Genomic DNA, 14,920 nt, shown 5'->3' on the forward strand with positions numbered 1-14,920 from the left:
TCGGGAACTGGCGACTGGCGAGGGTGTCCGAGCGCGCACTCACGGCTGATGAACTGAGAGCCGAGCGGCCGCCGACGGCGACCGCCCCGACAGCAAAAAGGGTCGTTTAGAAGTCCTCTTCGATGATTTCGCCGACAGCGAAGTTGGACTTGACTTCCGTAATCTCGACCTTGACGCGCTCGCCGATTTCGGCGTCGGGGACGATGATGACGTAGCCACGCTCGACGCGGGCGATACCGTCGCCCTGCTTGCCGATGTCCTCGACCTCGACGTAGCGCACTTCGCCCTCCTCGACGGGGGGCTGGGGTTCGGACGGCGCGCCGCTGCTCTCGGACTGAGACTGAGATTTGGACTGGGACTTCGACTCGGACTGCTGAGAGGAGTCCGAGTCGTCCGAGATGAGCGCGACGCGGTAGGTCTCGCCCGGTTCGACCGATCCGGTTTCGATTTCTCGACGCGGTACTTCGACGACGTACTTGTCGTCTTCGATAGTTACGTCAGCACTGAACAGACACAGGAGTTTGTCAGAGATCTCCAAGGCTATATGCCTCCATTTGAACCTAAGTGGTCAGCGCGTAAAGAATTTTACCCAACGACCTTTTGCTGCGCTCGGTCGGCCGCGCGCCAGCGGCGCGCGGCCTCCCTCGCTGGCAAAAGGTCGATCAAAATCCGTCGTCACCCCCTCAGAAGCGCCGTCGGCGCTTCTTCGAGGGTTCCTCGGACCGCTCGCTCGGTCACTCCGTTCCCTCGCTCGCGGGAGGTGTCGGTGTACTCGGGTGCTGCTGGTGCGCTCGCTCGGTCGCTCCGCTCCCTCGCTGCGGACCGCGATAGGACTGCAACAGGACTGCGACAGCACCGCAACAGCACTCAGTCAGCGCCTTCCGGGCGTTCTGCGGTGGTGAACGTCGTCAGGTCCACGCCCACGTCGGCATCGAGGTCCGCGGGCGAGTCGTAGGGGCGGTTCACGATGACGTTTCCGGCGCGTTGCTTGCCGAGTCCGGGAATCGCGGTGAGTTCGTCCATCGTCGCGCTGTTCAAATCGAGCGGGTGGACGAGACCCGTCACCGACCGATAGCCGTGGTCCACGACTGCTACGTCCACGGTCTGGCCAAGGTCGCGCTCGCCCGGAATCCCAACGAGGAGCGGATACGTTCCGAGCTGTCGCCCGAACGTCCGGCCGCCCTCGTGATATTCGAGATGCACGTCCGGCAGAATCGTCCCCGTCGGCGCGAGACGCCGGAGCATCGGGTTGTCTATCTCCTCGCGGACCTCGGTCTTGTACTGCTTGAACAGTTTCTTGTGGTCCTTGGCGATGTCCGCGCCCACGTCGCTCATGTCCGTGCCGTCGAAGGCCATGACCTGCCGAATGTTGACGCGACGAAGCATCAGACCCTCGTCGTAGACTCGTTCGAGGAACTGCTTGTTGTGGTCGAACGTCTCCCGACGCTCACCCTTCAAGCCGTGAAGCAGATTGATTCCCGGTAGGAGCTTCGGGAGTCGGTTTTTCGCCGCGTCGCCGTGCGTGGGAGCATCCGCGGGGTCCTCGCCGGGACGCCACCCAGCCTCCTCGTTGACGATTTTGACCGCCTCGAAACACTCCTCGGCGGTGACGTTGAGGTTGTTTTCCTCCTGCACTCGGGGGTCGGCCGATTCGAGACCGAACGCCGCGGTGTCGCCGGGCGTGTTGTGTTCGGCGATGACCCGGATGCCCTCGCGGGCCAACTCGGGCCACTCGACCACCGTGATGGGATTCATATTGTCGAGGTGGAGCGTTTCGAGGTCGGGCGCGACCTCCCGGATGCCGCCGTAGAGGTTCCGGAGCGCGTCGGGATTGGGCTTCTCGCCGTCGCCGCCGTACGCGAGGATGTCGGCCTGTCGCCCGAGTCGGAAGTGTCGCGCGCCCCGCTCGTAGAGCGTCTGGACCTCGCTGACGACCGACGGCGGTCGCCGGAACGAGGGGTTGCCGTACAGCGGTTCCGTGCAGAACGAACACCGGTAGGGACACCCCCGTGAGGTCTCCATCTCGGCGATGAGGTAGTCGGGGTGGTTGGGGTGCTGTTCGATGACGAACGCGCCGTCCGCGGCCCACCGGTCTATCTCCTCGTTGTCGCGCATCCGGTTGTTGAACCCTTCCAGTCCGCTGTCGAGCAGGTCGTAGGCCGCGGCCTCCACATCGCCTTTCGCCACGAAGTCGAAGTCCAAGTCGTCGCGTTCGGTCTCGGTCGCGCCCGCGTTCTCGTCGCCGACGCCGAACTTCACGGGACCGCCCATCAGACTGGTCCCGTTCGCGTTCCACGCCATCTTGCGCACTTCGTCTGGTTCCGCCGGGGTGCCCCCGACGTAGCTGCCGGGCACGGTCATCCCGCCGATGTAGACGAACAGGTCGGCGTCCTCCACGTCGTGCCACTTCGAGGAATCGTCTCGCAACTCGTCGATGGTGTGGTACGTGACGTTGTCCTTCGGGACGCCCGCGTCCACGATTGCGCCAGCGGTGTACCGCGGATACGTCGAAATATAGGGCGGCACGCCGAAGTGGGCCGGTTCGTCGACGTACCCGTCCACGAGGGTCACGTCGAGGTCCGCGAGGTCGGTCATGGACCACAGTTGCCCCTCGATGGGTAAAACGGTGACTACACGGTGCGAAAGCGACCCCCTTCCCGAGGAAACTCCCGCCGCAGTCAGTGCAGATACGGGTACGACCGGAACGCTTCGCGGGCGGCGTGGGCGTCTTCGACCTCCGAGAGGTCGGCCGTGTAGACGGTGGGATACGGCAGGCCCCGCGCGACTCTGAGCGTGTCGTCCTCGATAGTCACGTCTCGGAGTCGCCGCCATGGGATTGCGGTCCCTCCTCGATTCCCGGTCTGGCGAATCAGCAGATGGTCCTCAAGTGCGACCAGTTCGCGGTCGGTCGTTCCGGTAAAAGCGTTTCCGATAGTTAGCCCGAGTAACGTTCCGACGAACGATGTCACGGAGAACGAATCTCCCATCACGAGCCCGAGGACCGAGATGAGCGCGGCGGAACCCACGACGCTGAGTCCGAACTCCCATCGCTGGGGTTCGACCGCGGCGACGCTCGCCCGGACGCGCTGGCGCTCTAGCAGCAGTTTTCCTCGATGCGAGTTACCGAGCGCGACCGCGACAGCAATCCCGCAGATGAAGACGAGGAGTCGAATCGATTTACCGTCGCCCATCGTCGTCCCGTGGACCAGCGTCGGCGCAGCGACGCCTATGACTGCGAGGAGACCGAGACCGCCGACGAGCAGGTAGGCGCGCGCTTCGACCGCTCGGTCGAGCGCGTCCGGTTTCTGTTCGACGGCGGTCCAGACGACGACGCAGATGCACGCGCCGAGACCGAGACTGAGGACGGGGTCGGTCGGCCACGGTCCCGGCGTAGCGAGGTAGCCACCGAGACCGACGAGGACGCCGAGCGAGAGGGGAAAGTGCCGAGCTTCGGGGCGGCGAAATGACATATACTTGTATCGTGTCACGCGGCACATCATTGTTTTCGTTCGGGTCGGTTTCGGCGTCGAACCGCCCGACGCAGAATCGCCGAAGCCCTCGCGTTTATGGTCACTGGGCCGTAAGATTCAGTCATGCCCGCGACGCTCGAAGTGAAGTGTACGAACGACGACTGCGAGATGGACATGTTCGAGATGCATTACACCTATGACATGCCCGACGACGTGGGAGTCTCGGACTTCCAGTGTCCGTACTGCGGCGGAACTGATTGCCTCAACGCTATCGAGCTATGACTCTGCGAGATATCGCCCGGTCGGTCGGTGGCACGGTCCTCCAGCGCGTCGGCCGGGCCGCGAGCAAGGTCCAAGAGTCCAAACCCCTCCCCGTAGACCTGCTGGAGAGCGACGACGCCTACCTCGTCGTGTTCGACGCGCCGGGCGCGACCGGAAGCGACGTGCAGGTCCGGTACGCCGACGGCGCGGTCCACGTCCGCATCGACCGCTTCCGGGACTTCTACGAGGGGTTCGAGATGCTGTTCCCCGGTCGAGGTCTCTCGCTCGACGGCAAAGCCGACCTGCCCGCTGACGCCGTGGTTGACGCCGAGGAGGCGTCGGCGACCCTGACCGAAAACGGAACGCTTCGAGTTCACGTCCCCAAGCGCGAAGCGGCGACTGACAGCTCCGTGCCGGAGTCCGCCGAGGCGTAGTCGGCCGCCGCGACCCCCGCCGACTCTCCGACCGGCGTCGCGCAACGCTCTCACCTCACACCTCATCTCACCTCACTGGCGGGCCGCTTGCTATCCTTGCGCCGACACAACACCGAATCGACAGTCGAGCGACCGTTCGGTATGGACGAGACGACTGAGCGAGTCGGCCGGTTACTCGGCGAACTCACTCGAACAGTAGCAGGCGTCACTCGACGGTCATTCCCTCGACTATCTCGAACTCTTCGTCGCCGCCGAATCTGGTGGGAACGAACTCCGGCACGGGATTTTCGCCGAGAATTGTCTCGGCCGCCGCCTCGCCGAGCGCCGGGGAGCGCATGAACCCGTGGCCCTGCCACCCGGCCGCGACGAAAAGACCCTCGCGCAGTTCGCCGAGCAGGGGGTCGCGGTCGGGCGTCGCCACGCAGAGACCGGCCCACGACTCCCGGACCGCGCCGAACTCGCCGAGTCGCTGGCCGAGTCGCTCGCAAGTCACCTCGCAGAACTCCCGGTCAGCGTCGCGGGTCCAGTCGTCCGGGTCGCTCTCGACCTCCTCGGTGCCGTCGCCCGCCAGCAGGCCCTCGGGATGGGGCCGCAGGTAGTAGCCAGCGGTCGCGTCGTAGCACATCGGGAGGTCGCCCCGGCGCTCGGCGTCGAATCCGGCGGTCAGCGCCTGCACGCGGTAGGGTTTGAGCGGGACGGGAATCCCCGCGAGGGCGAGCAGACGCTTGGTGTGAGCGCCCGCGGCGACCAGTATCGCGTCGAACGACTCCGCGTCGTCGTCCGCGCCAGCGGGCCACACCCGGCGCTCGTCGGCGTCGATTCGGACCTCGGTGTCGGTTCGAATCTCCGCGCCCGCTCGCTCGGCTTTTCGGGCCAGCAGTCGGGCGTAACTCGCGGTGTCGGCGTGACCCGCGTTCTCCGCGACCGCGGCGGTGCCGACATCGGACCAGTCCACCGCGGGGAACCGCTCTCGAAGGTCCGCAGGCTCCGCGAGCGCGACGTTTCGGCCCGCGTCCCGCATTCGGGACACCTGTTCGCGGACGGCCGCCCCGCGGCGCTCGTCGCCCTCGTGGGCGAACCAGACGTAGGGCGTTTCGTGAAACTCGAAGTCGCCTTCGCCCGAGAACTCGCGGAACCGCTCGATGGCGCGGTCGCCGACGCGCGCGTCCTCCGGCGCGGCAAAGGCGTCGTAGAGGACGCCCGCGGCCCGGCCGGTGCTTCCGCCCGCAATGTTGCCTTTCTCGTAGAGGACGACCGACTCGCCCCGTCGCGCGAGGTCGTAGGCCGCGGTGACGCCGACCGCACCGCCGCCGATGACTGCGATTCGCATCTACTTGTGCCCCCGCGGCCAGAGGTCGTCTACGTCCTGTTCGGCCAACCACTCTACGAGGGCCGCGAGGTCGTCGGTCGCGTGGGCCAGCAGTTTCTCGCCGACTTCCTTCGACCCCGCGGTGGGTTCGCCGACCGCGCCGCTCTCGGTGAAGTCGATGGCGTCGAAGCCGACCGACGCGCCCTGGATCGATTTGCCCCACGAGTCGCCGCCCTCGTCTTCGGCCGCTTCGAGGGCCGACTCGCGCACGAGGTCTTCGGCGACGGCGAGCATCATGCTGGTCTCGACCTCGTCGGCGTGACCGAGCGAGGTATCCAACTCCTCGGCAATCAGGGCGTCGAGGTTCGACCACCAGTTCCACGGCGCGGCGAAGGCGACTTCCTCCTCGCGCAGGCCGCGGGCCGCGCGCCGGAGCGCCTCGGAGTTCCCGCCGTGGCCGTTGACGACGACCGCTTTCCGGACGCCGTGTTCGGCCGCGCTCGCCACGATGTCGGCGACGTAGCTCTCGAAGGTCTCGGGGTCGGTCCAGAGCGTCCCGTCGAACTGGCGGTGGTGGGCGCTGACGCCGACCGGAATCGGCGGGAGCAGGAGGGCGTCGGGGTGGTCGCCGACCGTCTCAGCCACCGCGCGGGCCGCCAGCAGGTCGGTTCCGAGCGGGAGCGCGGGACCGTGCTGTTCGACGCTCCCGGTCGGCAGGACCGCGACTTCGGCTTGCTGGAAGGCGTCGGCCGCCGCGGTCGTCGTGCGTTCGTGGAGATACCTGCAACTCATGGCCGGGGGAAGGGCCAGCGGGCACTTAGAGGTGTGGCCGCCGGAAAAGCGTGGAGTTCAACGTAGCGGTAGCAGGCCGAGCAAACCACCGTTTGGGTGGACCGGGCGGGGGCTTTCTACCCGTTCTTCTCGGAGTCCGAGACACCGACCTCGAAAACGACGCTACTGGCTCGAAGCGACCACTTCGTTCCGAAGCGTCCCGACGCCCTCGTAGGTAATTTCGACCTCGTCGCCGGGTTCGACGGTCCCCGGATTCGCGGGACTGCCGAACGCGATTACGTCGCCGGGGCGGAGGGTGAACCGCGCCGAGAGGTACGAGATGATTTCGTAGGGTTCGAACAGCATCAGTTCGGTGTTGGCCTCTTGGCGGCGCTCGCCCGCAACGTCGGTCCACATGTCGAGGTCGCTCGGGTCCACGTCGGTCTCGACCCACGGGCCGAGCGGTCCCGACCCGTCGAAGGCCTTCCGGGCGGTCCGGCCCTGCTGGTCGAGCGCGTCCACGTCGTTCATGATGGTGTAGCCGCGGACGACCTCGGGGACTTCCTCGGGAGCGACGTTCCGGCATCGCTCGCCGACGATGGCCGCCAACTCGCCCGCATACGTCAGTTCGTCGGTGAACTCGGGGTACGGAATCGGCTGGTCGTGAGCGAGCAGGGAGGTCGGCGGTTTGATGAAAAAGTCCGGTTCCTCGGGGCGCTCGTACTCCATCTGGTCGAGCGTTTCGGCGTAGTTGCGGCCGACACAGTAGAGCGCGGTCGGGTCGGCGGGCGGGAGCAGTCGCCCGTCGCGGCCGACCTCGTAGGTGCCGTCGTCGGCGTGAATCGTACCGTCCTCGTACTGGCCGGAAACCGGTCCCTCCGGCGTCAGCAGGCGTGCGAGTCGCATACTCGACGTTCGGAACTCGGCGGGAAAGAAATACCGACTCCGGCAGGGTAGTGGCCGACTGGAAGTTAGCTCACGAACTCCTCGACGCCGCGTGCGGGATAGCCGACTACGAGGTCCGCGCCCGCTGCCTTCAGGTCGGCGACGCGCTCGCCGACTTCGGCGGGCGACCCGACCAGCGCGTAGTCCCGCGTCGCGGCCGAGAGGACTTCGCGCGCCCGTCCGCTCGCGGTCCCGTCAGTGGACGCGCCCTCGGGGAGCGCGCTCGCCACGGGGCCGCGCCGGGCGGTGTAGTCGCCCACCGCGTCGAGTACCGCGTCGTCGTCGTCCGTGAGGACGGTCGGTGCGTACACCGCGAGTTCGCCGTCGAACCCGGCCGCTCGTAGGGCGCGCAGGTCTTGCTCGGTGGTTCGAGAGAGGAGTTCGAACTGCGTCGCGCCGGTGGCCAGCGCGAGGCGTTCGACGCCCTCGGTACCGACCCACGCCGCCGGGTCGCGCTCGACCGCCGCGCGGAGTCGGGGCGCGACGGCCTTCCCGCGCTCGGTCTCCGAGAGGTAGGCGGCGTGTCCGGCCACGGCGACGCGCTGGACCGTATCGGGGATGCGGTCGTAGCCCGAGTCGTCGCCGAGGGGGTCGAACCCCTCGGCCCTGACCGGCGTGGTCAGGCGGACCTCCACCTCCTCGGCGAGACCTGCCAGCGTCTCTTCGTCCGGCAGGTGTTCGCGCCCCTCGTAGTCGATAGCTACGGTCTCGAAGGGTAACTCGGCCGCGCGCGACACGTCACACTCGGCGGGTTTGAGCGCGGCGGCGTCCAGTCCAGTCTCTGCGATAGTCTCACTAGTAGTTAGCATGCGCGAACACCTCCAGTAACAGTCGCTCGTCGTCGTACGGTTCTACTGCTCGTGCGGAACGCGATCCATCGTCTGTGCGACCATGTAGCCAGTCGTATCCGTGGGAGGGTGAAAAGGGTATCGGCGCGGTCGATACTTACCGAGGTGGAGACGTGAGCGATTTCGGTGATTGGGTGAGGGCACTCGACTTGATTTACGAACCGGCGCGTGGGGGCGCGACGCCGTCGTGCATCGCGCCAACCGCGCGAGGGAAGTCGGCCGCGGATGCGGCCGACGAGGTTGGGGAGGCGTGAGGCTGATGCGGTGCGGTGCGGAACGGTGCCGTGCGGGTGCGGTATGATTGGCTCAAGCCCGAAGCTAGTTCCTCGCCGTCGAAAACGCCCCAGTCAACGTAACCCTAAACGTCTCGCTTCGCTCGACGTAGCTACGCGGTCTCAATCCTGTCGAACGTCGGCGTCGGGGTCCACGACCCTATCGACCTTCTTCGGCGCACGCCAATCGGTCGTCAGTTCCAACAACTGCACCAAAATTCGGGCCGTCGCGCCCCAGACGGTGTACCCGTTCACGCGGAAGAAGTGGACGATGGCCTCGCCGTACTGGGGATGCTCCCTGCGCTCGACCTCGTAGTTGTCGGGGTCCAACAGCCCATCGACCGGCAGGACCGCGATTTCGGCCACCTCGCGCTCGTCGGGGGTGTACTCGCGGTCGGGGACGCGGGCGACGTAGGGCGTCACCGCGTACCTGCTCGTGGTCCGTATGTCATCGAGTTGACCCACCACGTCGGTCTCGTCGGCGCGAAGCCCGATTTCCTCTTCGGCCTCGCGGAGCGCGGTGGCCCGGAGGTCGGCGTCACTCGGTTCGCACCCGCCGCCGGGGAAACTCATCTGCCCGGCGTGTTCGCCGAGGTGGTCGGCGCGCTTGGTGAACAGCAGGTAGTAGTCGCTTCCGCGAGTGACGACCGGGGCTACCACCGCCGCGTCGTGGTCCTCGTCGGCGACCGTCCGCGGCATGTGGTCGGCTACGCGACCCAACTCCATACGCCCAACGTCGCACCGCGTGGCCTTAATTCGTCCGTCCGCGGACGGGCCTGCGGCGAGGCGACTCTGCTAGCACTACTCGAAGGCCCTGTCCAACCGCTCGCGCACGTCGTCGGTCTCGACGGGTGCCCACGCTTCGAGGTCGTAGCTCACGTCGAGCAGTTCCTGCGCTCGTTCGGCGTCGCCCGCGGCGGCGAGGGTCCGCGCCTCCTCGGCGAGGCGCTCGGCGACCGCCTCACCCAGTCGCTCGCGGTCCAACTCGCGGTCGGGCGCGTCGAGGATGTGGGGCAGGTCCTCGCCGTTCTCCGGCACCGTGGGGAACGCCGCGGGACCGGCGACGAGGAGCGGTTCGTCCGCGTCGCCCGATTCAACTCCGCGCTCGGTCTCCACGAGATAGTAATCCGCGACCGCGCGCTCGATTTCGGCGGCGAACGCTTCGCGCTCGACCTCTTTGCCCTGCTTGAACGCGAGTTCGACCAGCGCCTGTTCGAGGTCGTCGCGGGCGAGACCGCCGAAGAGGTCCACCACCCCCGCGAGTTCGTCCTTGGTGTCGGCCATTCGTTATCGGGTGGGGTTCTCGCGGGGGCTTAGTTGTTCGGGAAGGCACCGTCAGCGACGAGTTCGAGCGACCATCCCGACCGAGTCGCCGAACTACACCGTACTACTACGGGTAGATGTACGTCTCGTTAGCGGAGTTAGAGTAGGAGACGCTGAGAGAACACCCGATGTCCTCCTCGTGCCACACGCCCCAGTTCTCACTGACATCGTCGTGGTCATCCAGCATCTGGAGCTTTCTGAAGGTAACACCTCCGGGGAGCTTGTCACAGTCTCCTTCCGGGAAATCGTACGTCTCGAAGGCGGTGACAGCCTGTCGGAACTCGCCTCTACTATCGAGTGCGGGCGTGGTGAGTTGGACCGTCTCGTTGGTATCTAGATTCGTGCCTCCGATCATCCATTCGTCAGACGTGTTGTCCGACCCCTGCATGTAAACGAACCCTTCGAGCGTATCACCGGGACTGACGCTGATGTGGGGGCTGTTCTCAGTCTGGTCGCCGACTCGCCAAGACCGCATGATCCATTCTTTTCCGGTGCCGTTGTTCCACTCAAGCACCGGCTGAAGGATGGAGTGTGGGTCTCCGTCGTTTTGCAATCCGGGGAAGAAGAAGTGAGTTGCGTCCGTATTCTCGTTCTCCGGTTCGCTCGGGACGTCCCACCGACTGTAGATGTTCGTAATGTGGCTCCCGTCGTCGTGCCAGTAGCTCGTACTGCCAGCCCATCCGTTGAAATCTTGGCTAATCGTTACGCTATCTTCGTGCTGTGAAGAGCTACTGGCAGTTGAAGATTCGCGCACACCTGATGGATCGGAAGATGACTGGGAGCGGGCCGCTTCTTCGGCTCTCACCTGTTCCAAATCCGGGAGGAAGTCGGGCCTCACCTCATCAGCCTGTCCGCGAGTACCTGTTTTGATAACGTCCGAGGAAGGGACCTCCTTCCCGATTGGTAAGACAATCGTATCAGACTCACCTGCGGACACACTTCCCGTAGTCGCAGTTAGTGCAACAGCGGCTGAACCGACGCTCTTCAGGTAATCTCTTCTACTCTGCCCCGTCGCTTCCGTGGTAGGATTGGTATCCACCATACCATAGAAGTTGCTCCAATGAAACTTATATTTAATCTAGAAAATATTATATTAAGTCTAAATTTGGCAAATAAAAAACAGTTATGGGGTCCCCACTTCACAGTGTATTCTACCGTGGGGAACAACAGCAAATACGAGACTCTGTCGCTCAATCTCGAAAACCTGTGTTTCACGCTATAAAACCGGTGATACACGACCCTCTATCGAAGCTGTCTTGCACTCAAAAGAAATTCTTGAGCCAACAGAAAGAATATGAGATCAGATGGATAAGTAACACTTGTGCGCCGTAGAGAACTGCTCACCCTGTGTAGTGCAAGCCTCGTTCCGTTATCAGGCTGTATGGCGTCGGGTAGACAGCTTTTAGATAACTCATCGTCCGAGCCACCAGATACTACGACGTCACGGACAGGAGTCTCCGGTTCAAACTGTAGCAGTCCTGAAAACGTCTCTTTGTCAGCCGGGACGGATGATTTCACTGTTGAACAACGGAATGACTCGTTGCTCTTCACGCTACACAATAAGACTGAGTGTCCGCTGAACATCCAGCCGATGAAAGCATGGAAGATCGAGCGAAAATCGTCGTCCGGCTGGGAAAGAGTCGCAAATGAGGGCGGTGTCGGAACGTCCGAAGGCCGCACACTGAAAAGCGGAGAGCGGCATAAGTGGTCCCTGAGCCTGTTCAAACACCCGACGCCCTACGGTCAGACGACGACGTATCTGTTCGTGAACCTACCCGATGGGGCGTACAAGTTTTCGGTGACTGGAACGCTCGGTACTGGAGACGAAATCACTCGTGAGACGCAGTTTAACGTTCGCAGGCACCTCTCGTCAGAAACCGAATCTAAAGCGTGATTTTATCGCACTGTACCGTCGTCGGACGGCAAAGCCGCCCGACGCCGTAACCGCCAGTCCGACTACCTCGAAAGAGCTGAGCCAATTCGACAGCGAGCGACCGCTACGCGAAGTAGTCCGCCAATCGCTCCGCGGCCTCCTCGACGCGGGGCGAGACGAGCGCGAACCGGAGCCAATCGCTTCGGGACTCGCCGAACGCCTCGCCAGGCATGCCCGCGACACCTGCCTCGTCCACCAGTCGCTCGACGTTCTCCAGCGTGCCGGGGAACTCGGGGAACCGCGCCATCACGTAGAACGCGCCCTCGGGCGTCGAGTAGTCAGCGCCAGCGGCGTCCAACGCGTCGGTGAACGTCTCGATGCGCTCGCGTAACAACTCGCGGTTCGCCTCGTAGTAGGCCGGGTCGGTGTTCCGGAGCGCGTGGAGGACTGCATGCTGGCCGGGTCGCGTAGTGGCGACGTTGGTCAGCATGTGGCGGGTCTTGGCCACGTCCACCAGCGACTCGGGGAAAATCGCGTAGCCGACCCGGAATCCCGTGATGGCGAACGTCTTCGAGTAGGAGTTCGTGACGACGCGGTGGTCCGAGTCGAAGGCGAGCGCCGAGGTGAACTCCCCCGAAAAGTCGAAGTGGTCGTACACCTCGTCGCTGACCAGCAGGGCGTCGTACTCCTCGGCGATAGCGACGAGTTCGCGCATCGTCGCCTCGTCGTAGACCGCGCCGGTGGGGTTGTTGGGCGTGTTCACCACGATTCCGGCCGTCTCCTCGCTGGCGGCCTCGCGCACGTCGGCCGGGTCGAGCGACCCGTCTTCGGCGGTGGCGACGTACTTTGCGCTCGCGCCGAGCATCGTCGTCTTGCCGGGGTAGTACGGGTAGACGGGGTCGGTCAGCACGAACTCCGACCCGCGCTCGCGTTCGAGCGCGCGGGCCATGGCGAGGTAGTTCGCCTCGCCGCCGCCGTTGGTGACGACGACCTGCGACCGGTCAACGTTCCGGCGCTCGGCGATCTCCTCGCGGAGCGCGGCCAGTCCCTCGCTCGGGGGATACTGGAAGTCAGCGCCTCCCAAATCGGCGTACTCGTGGAGACCCTCGCTGATTGCGTCGGGCGACCCCCAGTCGGGGTTGCCGCTCACCATATCGACCACGTCACGGTCGGCGTCGGCCGCGTACTGCATTACGTGGAAGAACAGCGGCGTGTCGTAATCCATACCGCAACGCTCGGACCCCGAGCAAGTCTTTCTTTCGACCAACGGGTCTCGACAACCCCCGAAATTAACTTCGGCGAGACGATAGCTTCGAGACGTGACGAACGCAGACCCCGACGTGGTCCGAGCGTACTACGACCACATCGACGCCGAGGAGTACGACGCGGTGTTCTCGCTGTTCGCCGACGACGTGACCTACGACCGACCCGGCCAGTCCACGCTCGATGGCATGGCCGAGTTTCGGGAGTTCTACCTCGAAAACCGACCGCTCGAAGACGGCGACCACGAAATCAATCAGTTGGTCGCGGACGGCGACACGGTGGCGGTGCGCGGACGATTTACCGGTTGGCAGGACGGCGAGGAGGTCGCCTTCGACTTCGCGGACTTCCACCGATTCGACGACGACGGCAAAATCGAGGCGCGGTGGACCTACACCGACCGCGACGAGGTGTAGCAGGCGCGAAGTGAGCTATTTCGACGCATCGAGAAGAGCGGCCGCTACGACAGATAGACTCCGGAGAACAGCCGAACTACTCGATTCTGACGCGCCGAACTATCGCGCCTGTGCTCGCTCGATCCACGTCGAGATGCGCTTGTCCGAGAGACCCGTCTCGTCGGCCAGTTGCTCGGCGTCGGCCTTCGCTAGCTCGGTCACGTCGGTGACGCCAGCGTCTCGGAGGCGTTCGGCGTAGGCCGACCCGATTCCCTTGATCTCTTCGAGCGGTTCGCCCTCGCCGACCGGTTCCTCGGCGGCGTCCGATTCGGAGTCCTCGGTCTCCTCGGGGGTTGGTTCGGGTTCGTCACCCGCGCTCTGGTCGGGATGGGCCGCGTCCGACGACGGTTGGACCGCCTCTGCCGGTTCGGCGGCGTCGCGTCCGGTCTCGGCGCTCTCGCTTCCCTCCGGAGCGGTCGTCACGTCTTCTGTGGAGATGCCGGTCTCGGCCGCGTCGTCCGTGGATTCGGTTTCGTCCGCAGTTTCGCTGCCGTCCGTCGGTTCGGCGTCCTCGATGTCGGGGGTGTCGGACTCCGTCGCGTCGGCGGACTCCTCCGTGCCGGTATCGACGCCTTTTACGGCGCTCTCGGCTTCCACGTTCGGTTCGGCCGACTCGTCGGGTTCGCGCTCGATAGTGACGCCGGACTCGGTTCGGCGCACCTGCGAGCGGTCGTCCTCGAGTCCAAGCAACGACTTCAGCTTAGTGAGCAGTCCCATTTGCGCGACAGTAGACGGCCGCGCCACTTAAAGCCGTGCCCGAAGCGCCTCGTTCATCGCGTTCACGGGCGCATCTCGGCCGGTCCACAGTTCGAACGCTTCGACGCCCTGATAGAGGAGCATCCACGCGCCGTCGATGGTCGTCGCGCCGCGCTCGCGGGCCTCCCGCAGGAGTCGCGTGTCGAGGGGGCGATACACCGCGTCCAGCACGGCGAGGTCGCCGTGGAGCGTCTCGGCCGGGACCGGCGACCGGTCTTCCTCCATGCCGACGCTGGTCGCGTTGACCAACACGTCGGCGTCGGGCACGCGGGTCTCCAGCGAGTCGAGACCGCCAGCGGTCGTTTCCGGGAGTTCGGAGGCGAGACTTTCGGCGCGCTCGACCGTTCGGTTGGCGACATGGACAGTCGCGCCAGCGTCCGCGAGGGCGAAAGCGGCCGCGCGGGCCGCGCCGCCAGCGCCGACGACGACGGCGTCTCGGTCCGCGAGCGTTACGTCGTGGTGGGCGAACGACCGGCGAACGCCCGCCGCGTCGGTGTTGTGGCCGGTCGGCGGGTCGTCCGCGGCGTCGCTCGCCGAGTCGCCGCCGTCCGCGAAGTCGATTGTGTTGACCGCGCCGATGCGGGCCGCGAGGTCGTCCGGCTCGACGTGGGCTAGCGCATCCTGTTTGAACGGAATCGTGACGTTCAGGCCCGCAACGCCGAGTGCTTGTGCGCCCTCGATTGCCGCGCCGAGGTCGTCCGGTGCCGGTTCGAAGGTGACGTACCGCCCGTCCACCTCGAGTTCGTCGTAGGCCGCTTCGTGCATCGGCGGCGACAGCGAGTGACCCACGGGGTTGCCGAGGAGTCCGAACACGTCCATGTCGGGCGCAAGGCCGAGGAACGGGTTAACTGCTGTGTTCGCTGACCCGTGATACCAGTTATCACGACATATAATAATCCAAGTATTTATGACGATACTCTGGTTGGAACGCCAGTAGGGAACG

16 protein-coding genes and 1 pseudogene are annotated in these 14,920 nt (G+C 65.0%); 4 read left to right on the top strand and 13 right to left on the bottom strand.

The window, feature by feature from the left end; genetic code table 11:
- Positions 1-106 precede the first annotated feature (106 nt).
- The 3 genes from EP007_RS11045 to EP007_RS11055 all read right to left on the bottom strand — a co-directional run bounded on the left by EP007_RS11045 (position 107) and on the right by EP007_RS11055 (position 3,470).
- Positions 107-538 carry a TRAM domain-containing protein gene (locus EP007_RS11045; RefSeq protein WP_128477705.1) on the bottom strand — a complete coding sequence of 144 codons (432 nt, stop codon included), beginning with the start codon at positions 536-538 and terminating at the stop codon, positions 107-109.
- A gap of 329 nt (positions 539-867) precedes the next feature.
- Complete coding sequence (locus tag EP007_RS11050; RefSeq protein WP_128477706.1) at positions 868-2,595, bottom strand: radical SAM protein; 1,728 nt, start codon at positions 2,593-2,595, stop codon at positions 868-870.
- Between the two features lie 83 nt (positions 2,596-2,678).
- Positions 2,679-3,470, bottom strand: coding sequence for a hypothetical protein (locus EP007_RS11055; RefSeq protein WP_128477707.1), 792 nt, complete (start codon positions 3,468-3,470; stop codon positions 2,679-2,681).
- Positions 3,471-3,593: 123 nt separating this feature from the next.
- Between EP007_RS11055 and EP007_RS17510 the strand changes: the two genes are divergently transcribed.
- Positions 3,594-3,752: a DUF7559 family protein gene (locus EP007_RS17510; RefSeq protein ID WP_166035550.1), complete on the top strand. Its 159-nt coding sequence runs from the start codon at positions 3,594-3,596 to the stop codon at positions 3,750-3,752.
- Positions 3,749-4,159: pseudogene (locus tag EP007_RS11060) on the top strand (Hsp20/alpha crystallin family protein); the annotation flags it as partial. The gene EP007_RS17510 and the pseudogene EP007_RS11060, both read left to right, overlap by 4 nt.
- Before the next feature lie 211 nt (positions 4,160-4,370).
- Here EP007_RS11060 and EP007_RS11065 read toward each other — a convergent pair.
- From EP007_RS11065 to EP007_RS11080, 4 genes are all read right to left on the bottom strand, one after another.
- The gene (locus tag EP007_RS11065; RefSeq protein WP_128477709.1) at positions 4,371-5,495 is read right to left on the bottom strand and encodes an NAD(P)/FAD-dependent oxidoreductase; all 1,125 of its coding nucleotides are present in this window, start codon (positions 5,493-5,495) and stop codon (positions 4,371-4,373) included.
- Positions 5,496-6,266 (bottom strand): creatininase family protein, encoded by a 771-nt coding sequence (locus tag EP007_RS11070; protein ID WP_128477710.1) that lies wholly within the window; start codon positions 6,264-6,266, stop codon positions 5,496-5,498.
- Positions 6,267-6,428: 162 nt separating this feature from the next.
- Entirely contained in the window at positions 6,429-7,151 is a 723-nt protein-coding gene (locus EP007_RS11075) for a fumarylacetoacetate hydrolase family protein (RefSeq protein WP_128477711.1), read from the bottom strand.
- A 65-nt stretch (positions 7,152-7,216) separates the two neighbouring features.
- Positions 7,217-7,999, bottom strand: a complete 783-nt coding sequence (locus EP007_RS11080; protein ID WP_128477712.1) for a DUF7388 family protein — start codon at positions 7,997-7,999, stop codon at positions 7,217-7,219.
- A gap of 152 nt (positions 8,000-8,151) precedes the next feature.
- On the opposite strand from EP007_RS11080, the gene EP007_RS17515 reads away from it, so the two are divergent.
- A complete protein-coding gene (locus EP007_RS17515) occupies positions 8,152-8,292 on the top strand; it encodes a hypothetical protein (protein WP_166035552.1) in 141 nt (46 codons plus the stop codon).
- Positions 8,293-8,433: 141 nt separating this feature from the next.
- Here EP007_RS17515 and EP007_RS11085 read toward each other — a convergent pair whose 3' ends face one another.
- The 4 genes from EP007_RS11085 to EP007_RS11105 form a co-directional block, all read right to left on the bottom strand.
- The gene (locus tag EP007_RS11085; RefSeq protein WP_128477713.1) at positions 8,434-9,036 is read right to left on the bottom strand and encodes an NUDIX hydrolase; all 603 of its coding nucleotides are present in this window, start codon (positions 9,034-9,036) and stop codon (positions 8,434-8,436) included.
- Between the two features lie 75 nt (positions 9,037-9,111).
- On the bottom strand, positions 9,112-9,594 hold the full coding sequence (locus EP007_RS11090) for a DUF7109 family protein (RefSeq protein WP_128477714.1): 483 nt from the start codon (positions 9,592-9,594) through the stop codon (positions 9,112-9,114).
- 106 nt (positions 9,595-9,700) lie between these two features.
- Positions 9,701-10,675 carry a hypothetical protein gene (locus tag EP007_RS11095; RefSeq protein ID WP_128477715.1) on the bottom strand — a complete coding sequence of 325 codons (975 nt, stop codon included), beginning with the start codon at positions 10,673-10,675 and terminating at the stop codon, positions 9,701-9,703.
- A gap of 955 nt (positions 10,676-11,630) precedes the next feature.
- Positions 11,631-12,731: a pyridoxal phosphate-dependent aminotransferase gene (locus EP007_RS11105; RefSeq protein WP_128477717.1), complete on the bottom strand. Its 1,101-nt coding sequence runs from the start codon at positions 12,729-12,731 to the stop codon at positions 11,631-11,633.
- Positions 12,732-12,825: 94 nt separating this feature from the next.
- On the opposite strand from EP007_RS11105, the gene EP007_RS11110 reads away from it, so the two are divergent.
- The gene (locus EP007_RS11110; protein ID WP_128477718.1) at positions 12,826-13,182 is read left to right on the top strand and encodes a nuclear transport factor 2 family protein; all 357 of its coding nucleotides are present in this window, start codon (positions 12,826-12,828) and stop codon (positions 13,180-13,182) included.
- A 99-nt stretch (positions 13,183-13,281) separates the two neighbouring features.
- Here EP007_RS11110 and EP007_RS11115 read toward each other — a convergent pair whose 3' ends face one another.
- Positions 13,282-13,938 carry a helix-hairpin-helix domain-containing protein gene (locus EP007_RS11115; protein ID WP_128477719.1) on the bottom strand — a complete coding sequence of 219 codons (657 nt, stop codon included), beginning with the start codon at positions 13,936-13,938 and terminating at the stop codon, positions 13,282-13,284.
- Positions 13,939-13,965: 27 nt separating this feature from the next.
- Complete coding sequence (locus EP007_RS11120) at positions 13,966-14,796, bottom strand: shikimate dehydrogenase (RefSeq protein WP_128477720.1); 831 nt, start codon at positions 14,794-14,796, stop codon at positions 13,966-13,968.
- Positions 14,797-14,920: the final 124 nt, after the last annotated feature.

Source organism: Halorussus pelagicus, from assembly GCF_004087835.1.
GTDB lineage: Archaea > Halobacteriota > Halobacteria > Halobacteriales > Haladaptataceae > Halorussus > Halorussus pelagicus.

Coding starts and splice junctions, on each gene's coding strand:
- EP007_RS11050 (WP_128477706.1), bottom strand. CDS start 2,595: ATGACCGACCTCGCGGACCTCGACGTGACCCTCGTGGACGGGTACGTC.
- EP007_RS11055 (WP_128477707.1), bottom strand. CDS start 3,470: ATGTCATTTCGCCGCCCCGAAGCTCGGCACTTTCCCCTCTCGCTCGGC.
- EP007_RS11090 (WP_128477714.1), bottom strand. CDS start 9,594: ATGGCCGACACCAAGGACGAACTCGCGGGGGTGGTGGACCTCTTCGGC.
- EP007_RS11085 (WP_128477713.1), bottom strand. CDS start 9,036: ATGGAGTTGGGTCGCGTAGCCGACCACATGCCGCGGACGGTCGCCGAC.
- EP007_RS11065 (WP_128477709.1), bottom strand. CDS start 5,495: ATGCGAATCGCAGTCATCGGCGGCGGTGCGGTCGGCGTCACCGCGGCC.
- EP007_RS11080 (WP_128477712.1), bottom strand. CDS start 7,999: ATGCTAACTACTAGTGAGACTATCGCAGAGACTGGACTGGACGCCGCC.
- EP007_RS17510 (WP_166035550.1), top strand. CDS start 3,594: ATGCCCGCGACGCTCGAAGTGAAGTGTACGAACGACGACTGCGAGATG.
- EP007_RS11115 (WP_128477719.1), bottom strand. CDS start 13,938: ATGGGACTGCTCACTAAGCTGAAGTCGTTGCTTGGACTCGAGGACGAC.
- EP007_RS11095 (WP_128477715.1), bottom strand. CDS start 10,675: ATGGTGGATACCAATCCTACCACGGAAGCGACGGGGCAGAGTAGAAGA.
- EP007_RS11070 (WP_128477710.1), bottom strand. CDS start 6,266: ATGAGTTGCAGGTATCTCCACGAACGCACGACGACCGCGGCGGCCGAC.
- EP007_RS11120 (WP_128477720.1), bottom strand. CDS start 14,796: ATGGACGTGTTCGGACTCCTCGGCAACCCCGTGGGTCACTCGCTGTCG.
- EP007_RS11105 (WP_128477717.1), bottom strand. CDS start 12,731: ATGGATTACGACACGCCGCTGTTCTTCCACGTAATGCAGTACGCGGCC.
- EP007_RS11075 (WP_128477711.1), bottom strand. CDS start 7,151: ATGCGACTCGCACGCCTGCTGACGCCGGAGGGACCGGTTTCCGGCCAG.